11 protein-coding genes and 2 pseudogenes are annotated in these 12,740 nt (G+C 66.5%); 5 read left to right on the top strand and 8 right to left on the bottom strand.

Translation table 11 applies throughout. The annotated features are described in order from the left end of the window. The first annotated feature begins 1 nt into the window (after position 1). The 3 genes from FOB72_RS28570 to FOB72_RS28560 all read left to right on the top strand — a co-directional run bounded on the left by FOB72_RS28570 (position 2) and on the right by FOB72_RS28560 (position 3,687). Positions 2 to 799 carry an ABC transporter permease gene (locus tag FOB72_RS28570; protein WP_223851814.1) on the top strand — a complete coding sequence of 266 codons (798 nt, stop codon included), beginning with the start codon at positions 2 to 4 and terminating at the stop codon, positions 797 to 799. Beyond that, positions 796 to 2,211, top strand: coding sequence for an ABC transporter ATP-binding protein (locus FOB72_RS28565; RefSeq protein WP_223851613.1), 1,416 nt, complete (start codon positions 796 to 798; stop codon positions 2,209 to 2,211). Before FOB72_RS28570 ends, FOB72_RS28565 begins: the two co-directional genes overlap by 4 nt. Positions 2,212 to 2,307: 96 nt before the next feature. Further along, positions 2,308 to 3,687 (top strand): Fic family protein, encoded by a 1,380-nt coding sequence (locus tag FOB72_RS28560; RefSeq protein ID WP_150376508.1) that lies wholly within the window; start codon positions 2,308 to 2,310, stop codon positions 3,685 to 3,687. A gap of 10 nt (positions 3,688 to 3,697) precedes the next feature. Here the strand turns inward: FOB72_RS28560 and FOB72_RS28555 are convergent. Further along, a pseudogene (locus FOB72_RS28555) lies at positions 3,698 to 4,495 on the bottom strand (GlxA family transcriptional regulator); the annotation flags it as partial. Between the two features lie 21 nt (positions 4,496 to 4,516). On the opposite strand from FOB72_RS28555, the pseudogene FOB72_RS28550 reads away from it, so the two are divergent. Both FOB72_RS28550 and FOB72_RS28545 read left to right on the top strand, forming a co-directional pair. After that, positions 4,517 to 5,185: pseudogene (locus FOB72_RS28550) on the top strand (nitrilase-related carbon-nitrogen hydrolase); the annotation flags it as partial. A gap of 35 nt (positions 5,186 to 5,220) precedes the next feature. Next, positions 5,221 to 5,763 carry a carbonic anhydrase gene (locus FOB72_RS28545; protein ID WP_150376504.1) on the top strand — a complete coding sequence of 181 codons (543 nt, stop codon included), beginning with the start codon at positions 5,221 to 5,223 and terminating at the stop codon, positions 5,761 to 5,763. Positions 5,764 to 5,766: 3 nt separating this feature from the next. Here FOB72_RS28545 and FOB72_RS28540 read toward each other — a convergent pair whose 3' ends face one another. The 7 genes from FOB72_RS28540 to FOB72_RS32905 form a co-directional block, all read right to left on the bottom strand. After that, a complete protein-coding gene (locus FOB72_RS28540) occupies positions 5,767 to 6,192 on the bottom strand; it encodes a VOC family protein (protein ID WP_150377519.1) in 426 nt (141 codons plus the stop codon). Positions 6,193 to 6,227: 35 nt separating this feature from the next. Continuing rightward, the gene (locus tag FOB72_RS28535; protein ID WP_150376502.1) at positions 6,228 to 7,682 is read right to left on the bottom strand and encodes an N-acyl-D-amino-acid deacylase family protein; all 1,455 of its coding nucleotides are present in this window, start codon (positions 7,680 to 7,682) and stop codon (positions 6,228 to 6,230) included. A gap of 5 nt (positions 7,683 to 7,687) precedes the next feature. Then, positions 7,688 to 8,674, bottom strand: a complete 987-nt coding sequence (locus FOB72_RS28530; protein ID WP_223851612.1) for a Bug family tripartite tricarboxylate transporter substrate binding protein — start codon at positions 8,672 to 8,674, stop codon at positions 7,688 to 7,690. Between the two features lie 81 nt (positions 8,675 to 8,755). Then, positions 8,756 to 9,817: a threonine/serine dehydratase gene (locus FOB72_RS28525; RefSeq protein WP_223851611.1), complete on the bottom strand. Its 1,062-nt coding sequence runs from the start codon at positions 9,815 to 9,817 to the stop codon at positions 8,756 to 8,758. Positions 9,818 to 9,828: 11 nt separating this feature from the next. Further along, entirely contained in the window at positions 9,829 to 10,818 is a 990-nt protein-coding gene (locus FOB72_RS28520; RefSeq protein ID WP_150376500.1) for an N-carbamoyl-D-amino-acid hydrolase, read from the bottom strand. A gap of 265 nt (positions 10,819 to 11,083) precedes the next feature. Continuing rightward, entirely contained in the window at positions 11,084 to 12,028 is a 945-nt protein-coding gene (locus FOB72_RS28515) for a LysR substrate-binding domain-containing protein (protein ID WP_150376498.1), read from the bottom strand. A gap of 89 nt (positions 12,029 to 12,117) precedes the next feature. After that, positions 12,118 to 12,543, bottom strand: coding sequence for a rubredoxin (locus tag FOB72_RS32905; RefSeq protein ID WP_150376496.1), 426 nt, complete (start codon positions 12,541 to 12,543; stop codon positions 12,118 to 12,120). Positions 12,544 to 12,740 lie beyond the last annotated feature (197 nt).

The following is a 12,740-nucleotide window of genomic DNA, read 5'->3' as shown; positions in this document are numbered from 1 at the left end:
GATGCTTCGCTCTCCGCGCCATCTTTCAGGGCTTGCGCTGCTTGTGCTGCTGGCCGCGTTTGCACTTGCGGGTCCGTGGGTCGCCGGCCGCGCGCCGTTCGAGCAAAACCTGTACGGCATCCTGCAGGCACCGAGTCTGCAGGAACCGCTTGGCACCGATCACCTCGGCCGCAGCATGCTGGCGCGGCTGGCGAGTGCAAGCCGTCTGTCGCTTGGCCTCGCCGTGCTCAGTGTGCTTACTGCCGCGATCCCCGGGACATTGCTGGGTCTGCTGGCCGCCTGGCGAGGCGGCTGGACCGCGCGCACGATCGGCGCTATCGCCGATGCGGTGCTCGCGCTGCCCGGCCTGCTGCTCGTCCTGCTGCTCAGCGCGTTTGCGCCGGGTGCGTTCTGGCCGCTGTATGTCGGCCTGTCGCTCGTGCTGTGGGTCGAGTACTTCCGCGTCACGCGCGCATCGGCGGCCGTGCAGCTTGCCAGCGAGCATGTGGAGGCCGCGAGACTGCTTGGCTTTGGGCCGATGCATGTGCTGCGCCATCACGTGCTGCCTGAGGTGCTGCCGCTGCTCGGCACGCTGATGAGCTTCGGCGCGAGTGCCGCGGTGCTTGCGCTGGCCGCGATGGGCTTTGTCGGACTCGGCGCGCAGCCGCCTTCGGCCGAACTCGGCCTGATGATGACCGAACTGCTGCCCTACGCCGCCGAGGCGCCGTGGATCATCGCGAGCCCGATCGTCGTGCTGACGTTGGCCACGCTGACCATGGTGCTGCTTGGCGGCGGCGCAAACCGGAGGCACGCCGCATGACGCCAATGCAGCCATTGCTCGAAGTCGAGGCACTGCATGTGGAAGGTGCCAATGGCCGGTTGCTGGCGCCCGTATCGTTCGCGCTGCACGCCGGCCGCGCCCTCACGCTGCTCGGCGAAAGCGGCTCGGGCAAGAGCGTGCTTGCCCATGCGATCATGGGCACGCTGCCGCGTGGCTTGCGCGCGCATGGCCGCGTCGTGCTGGGTGGCCGCGCCTTCGATGCCGCCGATGGCGCATCGCGCCGCGCGTGCTGGGGCCACGAGATTGCGCTGCTGCCGCAGGAGCCGTGGGGCGCGCTCGATCCGACCATGCGCGTCGGGTCTCAGTTATCGGAAACGCATGCGCTGGTCGCCGGCAAATCGCGTGCCGAGGCATGGTCGCGCACGCTCGACGATCTGCGCACACTGGGTATCGGGGACGCGGCGATGGCATGGCCCATCACGCTGTCCGGCGGCATGGCCCAGCGCGCGGCATTCGCGATCACGCGCGCTGGCGGGGCGCCGGTGCTCATCGTCGACGAACCGACCAAGGGGCTCGATCATGCCTGTCGCGACGAGATCGTCGCGCGACTGCGGCAGGCGCTGGATGCAGGCTGCACGGTCCTTACGATCACCCACGATATCGCGGTCGCACGCGCATTGGGCGGGGATGTCGCGGTGATGCTGGGCGGCGATATCGTCGAACGTGGCGAGGCGCGGACCGTGCTGGCGCAGCCCGCGCACGCGTACACGCGTGCACTGATCGCCGCCGACCCGGAAGCGTGGACGGCCCACGCGGTAGCGGAACCCGGCGAGGAAATTCTCGGTGCCACGCGTCTGGGCAAGCGCTTCGGGCAACGAGCGCTGTTCCGCCATCTCGACCTCACCCTCCACGCGGGCGACCGCGTCGCCGTCACGGGTCCGAGCGGTAGCGGCAAATCGACGCTGGGCAACGTCCTGCTTGGACTGCACGCGGCCGACGAAGGCACGGTCCGCCGCCACACGGCCATCGACCGCGTGCGCTACCAGAAGCTCTATCAGGAGCCCACCTCCGCGTTCGCCCCGCGCCGCAGCATCGGCCAGGCGCTGGCCGACCTGTGCAAACTTCATCGCCTCGACGGCGCGCGCATCGCCCCGCTGATGCGGCAGATACGCCTGCCCGACGCACTGCTCGTGCGCCTGCCCGGCGAAGTCTCCGGCGGCGAACTCCAGCGCTTCGCCCTGCTCCGCGCGCTGCTGCTCGACCCCGTCTTCCTGTTCGCCGACGAACCCACGTCACGACTGGACCCGATCACCCAGAAAGAGGTCATCGACATCCTCATCGGCATGACCCGCGAGCGCGGATGCGCGCTGATGCTCGTCACGCATGATCCGTTCATCGCGGCCAGCGTCGCGATGCGGCGTGTAGAGATGCGGGGTGAGCAGATTTCATGAATCTGCCCAGAATCTGCTCATATCTGAGCGGATTCATTGCAAATCCGCTCAGATTAGCTTAATCTGCTCACAAACTGAGCAGATTGAGCCCTAACCATGCAACGTCTTTCTCCTGAACAGGTACTCGACGCGATCGAACGACTCGCCAACGCGGGCAGGAACGAGGTGTCTTCCAGCGAAGTCACGCGCGAGCTTCAAGGAAGTTCGGCCTCGGTCCGCCGACATCTGGAAGCTTTGCTGGCCAATGGCAAGCTGACGCGCACGGGACAGGCCAGAGCCACCCGATATCGCTTGACGGGGTCGTCGCAGGTCGGGGTAGCCAGCCCTATCGCCCGACCTGCCGCCAGCAACGCACCCGCGTCCGATCCGTACGCCCATCCCAACTGGTCGCAGGCATCCCGCGTGTTGCGCGAGCAGTTGAGCGCGCCGCTCGGTGCCAGGGCCCCGGTCACATATCATCGCGGCTTCGTCGATGGATATCGTCCGAACGACAGTTTCCTGCTTCCCCAAGGGCTGGCCGATGAGCTCTATCAACTGGGCCGCCTGACTGACCAGCAACCGGCGGGAACCTACGCGCGCAAGGTCTTCGAGCAATTGCTGGTAGACCTGTCCTGGTCCTCATCCCACCTCGAAGGCAATCGATACACGCTGCTGGCAACGAAGGAACTGTTCGAGCGCGGCGTGGATGGAGACGATGCCGACGCAACCATGCTGCTCAATCACAAGCGCGCGATCGAGTATCTGGTGGAGGGCGTTCCCACTGAAGGCCTGACGATGGCCGTACTCCGGAATCTGCATGCAACGCTGATGGAGGCCCTGCTTGCGAACGACAACGCCCTGGGCGCCATTCGGAGCACCGTCGTCAATATCAGCGACACCGTTTACGTTCCCGCTCAGGTGCCGGCGGTACTGCACGAGATGTTGCAGGCCATCGTCGACAAGGCTCGTCTCATCAAGAACCCGGTCGAAGGCGCGTTTTTCCTCTGGGTCAACGTCGCTTACCTGCAACCTTTCGAGGATGGCAACAAACGCACGAGCCGCCTTGCCGCGAATATTCCCTTGATGCTGTACAACTGCGCACCCCTATCGTTCCTCGATGTGGATCCGTCGGATTATGCGCAGGCCATGCTCGGCATCTACGAACTCAGAGACACGTCGGCGGCCGTGGATCTCTTCGCATGGACCTACCGCAGATCCATCAGGAAGTACGCCGCGGTGAAAAACTCCTTCGCCGCACCGGACCCGAGGCGCCTTCGCTATCGGCCCGCGCTCGAAGACGCCATCAGAATGGTCGTGCTCGATCGCCAGCCCGCCGACGCTGCGATCAGGGCTGTGGAACATACGGAAGACAAGGCTCCGGGCTTCGCCGCCCTGCTCGCTGAAACGCTCCAGTCGCTAGGGGAGTACAACTGCGCGCGGTTTCGCCTCACTTCGAGTGCGACGAAGGAATGGGTCGAGGCGGGACGCCCGATGTAAAGGACCGCAATTAGATCCGTTCCGCCCGCGCCGTGCGGCGTAGTACGTCGGCGGGCACGCCGAATGTTCTGACGAAGGCGCGCCGCATGCGTTCGCGGTCGGCGAAGCCGGTTTCCCGCGCGACCACGTTGATCGTGTGCCGGCCCTGCTCGATCATGAATCGGGCCGCTTCCAGCCGGAGTTGTTCCACTGCCTTGGCCGGAGACTGGCCGGTTTCGGCCTGAAAGGTCCGGCTGAACTGGCGCGGGCTCAGGTTGGCCACGTCCGCGAGTTCCTCGACGGTGAGCGGATTTCGTAGATTGCGGCGGATATGCGCGAAGACCAGTTCGATGCGATCGGACTTCGGGGTCATGTCGAGCAGTGCGGAGTGCTGCATCTGTCCGCCCAGCCGACGCTGGTTCATCACCAGCAGCCTCGCGACCAGCTTCGCCACGTCGCCGCCCAGATCGTTGTCGAGCAATGCCAGCGCGAGGTCGATGCCGGCGGTCATGCCGGCCGATGTCCACACCGCGCCATCGTTGATGAAGATGCGGTCTTCCTCGGTGAGGACGTCGGGATAGCGCACCCGGAATTCCGACGCATGGGCCCAGTGCATCGTGGCGCGCCTGCCAGCGAGCAGACCCGCTTCGGCTAGCACGAACGCGCCGCTGCAGATCGAGGCGACGCGGCGCGATGTCTTCGCGGCCGCTTTCACGTACCGCACCACTGCCGAGTCCGCTGCCGGCATCTTCACTTCGGTGACCGAACCCACGATCACCGTATCGAACGCGGCGTCGCCGAACGCCTCGGTCTCCAGACGCATACCGCCACGTCACGAAAGGAACACCACATGTCGAAAGTCATCCGGGCCGCGGCGGTACAGATCGCACCCGTACTCTACAGCCGCGAAGGCACCGTCGATAAAGTCGTCAGAAAAATTCTGGAACTGGGCAAGCGCGGCGTGCAGTTCGCGACGTTTCCCGAGACGGTCGTCCCGTATTACCCCTACTCCTCCTTTATCGAATCGCCCTTCGCCATGGGTGCCGAGCATTACAAGCTGCTCGAACAGGCCGTGGTCGTCCCGTCGGACACTACCCGCGCCATCGGCGATGCGGCACGGCAGGCCGGCATGGTCGTGTCGATCGGCGTCAACGAGCGCGACGGCGGCACGCTGTACAACACGCAGTTGCTGTTCGATGCCGACGGCACGCTCGTGCAGCGGCGCCGGAAACTCTCACCGACCTACCACGAGAGGATGGTCTGGGGCATGGGCGACGGCTCGGGCCTGCGCGCCGTCGATACCGCCGTGGGCCGCGTGGGTCAGCTCGCCTGCTGGGAGCACTACAACCCGCTCGCCCGCTACGCGCTGATGGCGGACGACGAGGAGATTCATTCCGCGATGTATCCGGGCTCGTTCGCGGGCGATCTGTTCTCCGAGCAGATCTCGGTCAACATCCGCCAGCATGCGCTGGAAGCGGGCGCCTTCGTCGTCAACGCCACCGCCTGGCTCACGCCCGAACACGTATCGAGACACTGGCCTGAGGAGCTTGGAAAATGGACTTCAACGATGTCATGCTGGAACGCAACGCCGAGTTTGCAAAGACCGCGTTCGCCCCCGAACTCAAGATGATGCCGTCCACAGGCACCGTGGTGGTCGGTTGTGTCGATCCGCGTGTGGATCCGGCCAACGTACTGGGCCTGAAGCAGGGCGAGGCGGCCGTCATCCGCAATGTCGGCGGTCGCGTGAACAAGCCGCTGCTGGAGACGCTTGCCATTCTGGGTGTGGTCGCGAAGGCCGCGGGCCGACCCGATGGCGCGCGCAATCTCGTTTTGCTGCAGCACACCGATTGCGGCATCATCGGCTGCCATCATCACGCGCCCGCGTTGCTCGCGGACCATCTCGGCGTGGAGGCCTCCGGCCTCGACGAACTGGCGGTCACCGATCCGTACAAGGCCGTCGCGCTCGACGTGACCGCGCTCCGGGCCAATAGCAAGCTGCCCGACAACGTCGTGGTGTCGGGCCTCGTCTACGACGTCAAGACCGGCGAGATTGCGACCGTCGTACCGCCCGCACCACTGCGGGCGCCGAAAGCCTGAAGCTCAATGCGCGTAGACCGCTTCCCAGGTCTTGAACCCCTTGACCTCGATCGGGTTGCCGAACGGGTCGGTGAAGAACATGGTCCACTGTTCGCCCGGCTCGCCTTCGAAGCGCACCTGCGGCGCGAGGACGAATTCGGTACCGGCCGCCGTGAGGCGGTCGGCCAGCGCGCGCCAGTCCGGCAGCAGCAGGATGATCCCGAAATGCGGCATCGGTACCATCGCATTGCCGACGCGCCCCGTGCGGGCGGTGTCGAAGGGCTTGCCGAGGTGTAGCGAGATCTGGTGGCCGAAGAAATCGAAATCGACCCAGGTCTCGGTGCTGCGGCCTTCCTTGCAGCCCAGGACGTCGCCGTAGAAGCGGCGCGCCTCGTCGAGGTTCGTGATGTTGAAGGCGAAGTGGAAACCCGATTGCGCGGGTTGCGTCATGAAGCGTTGAATGCCGATGGAGTGGATGGAAAGCGTCAAGCCGCCGGGCGGCGCCGAAGGACCGCGCCGGCGCGCGCGCCAGTCGCGGCGCCGTCGCGCCATGCGAGCTCGCCATTGACGAGCACGCACACGATGCCGGCGGCCTGTGCCACCGGCTGCTCGAACGTCGCGGTGTCGATGATACGCGCGGCGTCGAACACCGTGATGTCGGCGTAGTTGCCCTCGGCCAGCACGCCACGGCCCTCGAGACCGAAATGGCGCGCCGTCAGGCCGCTCATCTTGTGCACCGCGGTTTCGAGCGGGAACAGCCCGACGTCGCGGCTGTAGTGCCCGAGCACGCGCGGAAACGTGCCCCACAGGCGCGGATGCGGCACGGGATCGTGCGGCAGGCCATCGGAGCCGATCATCGTTTGCGGGAAAGCCAGAATGCGGCGCACGTCGGCCTCATCCATCAGAAAGTAGATGGCGCCGGCCGGTTGCAGCGCGTCGACGGCGTCTTCCGGCGACAGCCCCATCTGCGCGGCGATCGCATCGAGGTCCTGCCCCGCGTACTCGGGATGCGGCTGGGAACGCGTCACGATCACGCGGCTCGACACCGCAAGGCGATCCTTGCGCAGGATCGTCGAACCCGCCTGATAGGGATAGCAGTCGAGGCCGACGCAGTGATGGCGCATCGCCTGCGACAGATGCCCGAGCGTTTCCACCGAGCGGCCATGATTCTTCGGGCCAATCAGCTTGTGATGGGACACCACGGTGCCCGCTTCGGCCGCCGCGCCGATGGTCACGGCCTCGTCGATGGCATCGCAGACTCGATCGCCCTCGTCGCGGATATGGCTCGCATGCACGCCGCCGAAGCCCCGCATCGCCGAAGCCACGCGCGACATCTCGTCGGTGGGCGCCGGCATGGCCGCGGGATAGGCGGCACCCGTGGACATGCCACGTGCGCCCGCCACCATCGCATCGCGCAGCAATGCCTGCATGGCACCGATCTCGGCATCGGTCGCCGCGCGATCGAGCCGGTCCATCACCGCCACGCGCAGCGTCGTATGGCCCACGAGGCATGCCGCATTGACGGCCGGCATCGCGCGCTCGAGTGCATCGAGGTAGTCGCCGAACACCGTATAGCGAAACGCGGACGCGTCTTCGCCGAGCAGATCGAGCGGCGGTGGCACGGTCTGCCCCGGCGTGGCACACCACGGCGCCAGGCTGATGCCGCAGTTGCCGGTGACCACGGTCGTCACGCCCTGGCTGAGCTTGGCCGGCATCAGCGGGTTCTGCATCAGATAGCGGTCATCGTGCGTATGCGCGTCGATAAAGCCGGGCGCCACGATATGCCCGCCCACGTCGAGGTCGACGCGACCGCGCGCGCCGGACAGATCGCCGATCGCCGCGATGCGCTGGCCCTCGATACCCACGTCCGCATCGAAGCGCGGCGCGCCCGTTCCATCGATCACCGCGCCGCCGCGCAGCACCACGTCGAAGTCCGCCATGATCGTCAGTCCAGCGTCGCGCCGGACATGCGGATCACGCCAGCCCAGATCGGACGCTCCTTGTGCGCGAGGTCGAACAGCGCGCTGCGCGGGCCGGTGGTGACTTCGTACGCCATGTCCGCGAGGCGTGCCTTGAGGGCATCCGAATTGGCTGCCTTGTTGAACGCGCGGTTAAGCATGTCGAGGATCTGCGGATCGACACCGGCCGGCGCGACATAGCCGGTCCATGCCACAGCCTGATAGTCCTTGAGACCGCTCTCCGCCATCGTCGGCAGTTGCGGCAGGCGGCTGTCGCGCTCCTTGCCCGTCACGGCCAGCGGCACGACGCTGCCGTTCTTGAGGTATGGAGAGATCGACGTGATGTTCTCGAACACGAGGTCCACCTCGCCGCGCAGCACCGCGAGGTCGGCTTCCGGACCGCCCTTGTACGGCACATGCGTGATCGACACGCCGGCCATCGACTTGAACATCTCCGCGCTCAGGTGCCCCGTGGTGCCGTTACCGCCCGATGCCACGGCCAGCTTGCCCGGCGCCGCCTTGGCCTTGGCCACGAGTTCGGCCACGCTCTTGACGCCCAGGTCCTTGCGCACGGCCAGCACGTTCTGCACGTAGCCGGTGAGTGCCACGGGCGCAAGCTGCTTGTCCGCGTCGTATGGCAGCTTCTTGTACAGCGACTGGTTGATGGCCAGCGTCGCCACGTTGGCAAACCCGATCGTGTAGCCGTCGGCCGGCGCATTGATGATGGCCTGCGTACCGATGATGCCGGACGCGCCCACGCGGTTCATGACGACGATCTGCTGCCCGATGTCGCGGCCCACGGCTTCGGCGAGCAGACGCGACACGATATCGGGTGTGGTGCCGGCGTTGAACGGCACGATCAGCTGGATCGGACGCTCGGGGTAGGCGGCGAACGCCTGGGCGGACAGCAGCAGCGAGGCGGCGGCAAGCGCCATGCGCGCGAACTTGCGGAACGGGTTGAGGTTGGGAGACATATGATGCGATTCCTGATTCGGCGGGGTTGGCCGCACGTTGGTGGTAATCCGGCGCATGCGCCGGCATGGGCACGGGTTGTCTCAGTTCCCGTGCATCGCGGCCGCAGTGGACTGCAGCATCGTTTGTAGAAGAGGAAGATCGATATTGCCGCCGGACAGCACCACGACGGCATCGCGGCCGGCCAGGTCGACGCGGCCGGCAAGCAGGGCCGCCAGCGCAACGGCGCCGCCGGGTTCGACGAGGAGCCGCAGTTCCTCAAGCGCGAAGCGAATCGCGGCAGCGACTTCCTCGTCGCTGACCGCATGGGCGGCATCGAGGTAACGGCCGTTGATCGCGAAGGGCAGCTCGGCCGGTGTGACGGCCTGCAGCGCGTCGCAGATCGATGCGGCGCCCGCCGCGTTGGTTTCGCGCTGGCCGCTGCGCAGCGAACGCACGGTATCGTCGAATGCGGCGGGCTCGGCGGCGACGAGGCGCGTGCCGGGACTGATGGCTTCGATCGCGAGCCCGCAACCCGCGAGCATGCCGCCGCCGCCGCATGGCGCGGCAAACGTGCCGAGGTTGCGGCGCGCGCCCGATGGCAGGTCCTGCAGCGCTTCCAGCGCCAGCGTGCCCTGTGCCGCGAGCACATCGGGATGATCGCCGGGCGGCACGAGCGTGCCGCCGGTTTCGTCGAGCAGACGCATGCCGATGGTCTCGCGGCTTTCATGGCGGCGGTCGTAATGCACGACGCGCGCGCCTTGCGCCAGCGCGCGTTCCACCTTGTTGCGCGGCGCATCCACGGGCATCACGATGGTGGCTTCCACACCAAGACGTTTGGCGGCCCATGCGATGGCCTGGCCGTGATTGCCCGTCGAATACGCGATGACGCCGCGCGCCCGCGTGGCATCGTCCATCGCGAGCAAGGCGTTCAACGCGCCGCGCGCCTTGAACGAGCCCGTGACCTGCAGGCACTCGGGCTTGATCCATACCGGCGCGCCGGCCAATGCATCGAGCCGCGCGCTGCGCAGCAGCGGCGTCCGCACGATATGCGGAGCCAGCGCCCCCGCGGCGCGTTCCACATCGGCGAATACGGGCACGCGCATCTCGCCGAGCATCTCGTGATGAATCGTGGCGGGCAACGCCGGACGGACTGTCGATTGCATCGAGGCCTCCATCATGCGGATGCCGGCGTCCACACGGGTGGCGCCTCGCTGCCCGTCTGCTCGGTAATGCGGCCATAGGCTTCGATGCGGCGATGCTTCTCGAAGTTGAACACCGTGGAGCGGCCCAGCTCGCACAGGTCGAGGTTGCAGTCGGCGACGATCAGTTCGTCGTCCCACGTAGTGGCCTGCGCGAGGATCTCGCCCTGCGGATTGACGATGATCGAGTGGCCGAACAGCTCGTGCCCATCCTCGTTCCCCGCCTTTGCCACCGCCGCGGCGAACGTCGCGTTCTGGTAGCAGCCGGCCTGGATCGAAAGCTGCGAGTGGAACACGCGCAGGTGATGGGCCTCGAACCCGCGGTTCTCCTGATTCATGCTCGGGGTGTTGTAGCCCAGCATGACCAGTTCCACCTGCTGCAGGCCCAGCACGCGCCACGACTCGGGCCAGCGGCGATCGTTGCAGATCATCATGCCGAGGTTCACATCGACGTCGCCGATCGGCGCGCGCTTCACGGGGAAGCCGAGGTTGCCGATCTCGAAGTAGCGCTTCTCCAGATGCTGCACCTTGCGGTGCGTCGCGAACTCGGCGTGGCCCGGCAGATGGACCTTGCGGTACTTGAGGATGATTTCGCCCGACGGCGCGATGACGACCGACGTGTTGAACCGGCGCTTGCGCACGATGCCCGTTTCATCGGGCTCGAATGCGATTTCCGCGTAGCCGAGGTAGACGGTCAGCCCATACTTGCGGATCGCATCGAACAGCGGCTGGGTGGCCGGCGACGGCAACTCGGTTTCGTACCAGCCTTCGGCTTCGTCGAGGTCCTCGTGATACCAGCGCGGAAAAAACGTCGTCAGGGCCAGTTCCGGGAAGACGACCGCCTGCGCACCACGTTGGTGTGCGCGTTCGAGCAACCGCACCATGCGGCCAACCGCAACGTCGCGGCCCTCGTGTTTCTGGATCGGGCCAAGCTGGGCGGCGGCTACGGTGATGAGTCGGGTCATGGATCTGGCGTGCGGGGGCATCTGACGTTGAAGGCAGGGCCAGTGTAGGGAGGCCGCCATCGCGCCGAAAGCGCCCGGCCCGCGCGCCGGCAGGCCCTGCCCGGCAAGGGATTCCGGGTGCTCCGGCCTTGCGGCGCAAGGGCTGCCGGCCAGCCGGGGGCGATCTCGCCATCCATGACCCATAACCGTGCGTTATGGGTTTCCGACAAACATTGATGCCGCTTCGGCCGCCGTCGTCGCAAGGCCGCCACACACGCGGGCACGCTTACCCCGCCTGCCGGTCGAGCAGATGCGTGAGCGTCGCGACGAAGCCCTTGGCCAGCGTGGACATCGCCTGCTGGCGCGAGTGGATCAGGTAGATCTTGTGGGCGAGCGCCGGCCGGATCGGCTTGAGCACGATATCGCCGGCCCCCTCGGGGGTGTAGCCGAACGACTCCATCAGCGCGACCCCGACACCTTCGCGCACGAGCGCCATCGCCTCGGGCGTCGAGCGGATCTCGATATCGGGGGCAAGCGTGCCGCGCTCGGACGTGAGGAACCGCGCGGAGAGCCGGCCGAACGGCGTATCGCCGCCGTAGCCGATAAAGGTCGAGCCGCGCAGATCGTCCACGGTCAGCTCGGCGTACTCGGCCAGCGCATGGCCACGCGGCACCGCGCACATGATGTTGCCTTCGCCGATCTCGCGCGCGCGCAGCTCCGAGCCTTCCGGCGGTGCCATCGACGCGATGCAGAGGTCCGCATGCCCTTGCGCCACGAACGTCATCAGCGCGTCGGACGGCAATGGCCGGTAGTGCACGCGTACCGACGGATGCCTGTGGCGAAAGCGCTGGATCGCGCGCGGCATCAGCCATTCGCTATAGCTCGGGCTCGACACGATCGAGAGCTTGCCGTCGCCATGCTCGGCGAGACTCGCCGCCACCTCGTTGAAGCGGCGCACCCCATCGAGAATGGGCCGCACCTCGGCAAACAGCCGATGCGCCTCGGGGGTCGGATGCAACCGCCCACGCTCGCGATCGAACAATGCAAAGCGCATGCGCGACTCGATGGTGGCGAGCACGCGGCTGATCGCGGGCTGCGACACGCACAGCATGCGGCCGGCCTCGCTCAGCGAGCCGGCCACCATGATGGCGTGGAAGACCTCGATCTGGCGGAGGTTGAGCGGCGCGGAGGGACTGCGGGCCGGGGTGGGCGGCTGTGAAGGGGAAGGCATGCGAGGGTGCGCTCTGCGGGCGCTTGATCGAGCAGGACGCTTCGTCACGCAAGATTTACGCCACGGCAGTCTTCATCCCGCCCGCGCCGTCAAAGAGGCACCATCGCAAAGTCCTCCTTGCCGACGTCGCACAGCGGGCAGCGCCAGTCATCGGGCACGTCCGCCCATTTCGTGCCGGGCGGAATCCCCTCTTCGGGCACCCCTTCCGCTTCGTCGTAAACCCACCCGCAAAGCAGGCAGACCCATTGCTGGAATTCCGTATCGGCCGATGGCGCGGGCTTGCTCACGGCCTTGCCGGGCGCCGCCACGTCGGCGGCCACGTCGGCCACGACGTCCAATGGCACGACGAGCGGCGGCGCGGTATCGGGAAGCGCCTCGTCGAGGCGCCGCTGCAACGCCTCGCACAACGCCCGCGCTTCCTCGCGCGAAAGATCGATCCAAAAGGGCTCCCCCGCCGCGTCGTTGAGCCGGCGAGCGGAGAACTGCAATTCGAGAAATGTGCCTTTGGTGTACATGCGGGTGAATCGTCTGAAGTGAGACAGAACGATAAGCGAGCAGGCGCCTGGCAATGCGGGCCGATGCCGTACGAGTCATACAAAATCGTTGAGGATCTCAACAGATGGCGATGTTTGCCCGCGCGGGCACGCCCGCGTAGAAAACGATTTCTCGTCCGACTGGTATTATGTCTTATGAGGCGCTTTTCGATAGGTGC

Source organism: Cupriavidus pauculus, assembly GCF_008693385.1.
Classification (GTDB): Bacteria; Pseudomonadota; Gammaproteobacteria; order Burkholderiales; family Burkholderiaceae; genus Cupriavidus; species Cupriavidus pauculus_D.
Note: the sequence above shows the minus strand (reverse complement) of the source record. Positions and strands in the feature narration are given on the sequence as shown.

Coding starts and splice junctions, on each gene's coding strand:
- FOB72_RS28570 (WP_223851814.1), top strand. CDS start 2: ATGCTTCGCTCTCCGCGCCATCTTTCAGGGCTTGCGCTGCTTGTGCTG.
- FOB72_RS28565 (WP_223851613.1), top strand. CDS start 796: ATGACGCCAATGCAGCCATTGCTCGAAGTCGAGGCACTGCATGTGGAA.
- FOB72_RS28560 (WP_150376508.1), top strand. CDS start 2,308: ATGCAACGTCTTTCTCCTGAACAGGTACTCGACGCGATCGAACGACTC.
- FOB72_RS28545 (WP_150376504.1), top strand. CDS start 5,221: ATGGACTTCAACGATGTCATGCTGGAACGCAACGCCGAGTTTGCAAAG.
- FOB72_RS28540 (WP_150377519.1), bottom strand. CDS start 6,192: ATGACGCAACCCGCGCAATCGGGTTTCCACTTCGCCTTCAACATCACG.
- FOB72_RS28535 (WP_150376502.1), bottom strand. CDS start 7,682: ATGGCGGACTTCGACGTGGTGCTGCGCGGCGGCGCGGTGATCGATGGA.
- FOB72_RS28530 (WP_223851612.1), bottom strand. CDS start 8,674: ATGTCTCCCAACCTCAACCCGTTCCGCAAGTTCGCGCGCATGGCGCTT.
- FOB72_RS28525 (WP_223851611.1), bottom strand. CDS start 9,817: ATGCAATCGACAGTCCGTCCGGCGTTGCCCGCCACGATTCATCACGAG.
- FOB72_RS28520 (WP_150376500.1), bottom strand. CDS start 10,818: ATGACCCGACTCATCACCGTAGCCGCCGCCCAGCTTGGCCCGATCCAG.
- FOB72_RS28515 (WP_150376498.1), bottom strand. CDS start 12,028: ATGCCTTCCCCTTCACAGCCGCCCACCCCGGCCCGCAGTCCCTCCGCG.
- FOB72_RS32905 (WP_150376496.1), bottom strand. CDS start 12,543: ATGTACACCAAAGGCACATTTCTCGAATTGCAGTTCTCCGCTCGCCGG.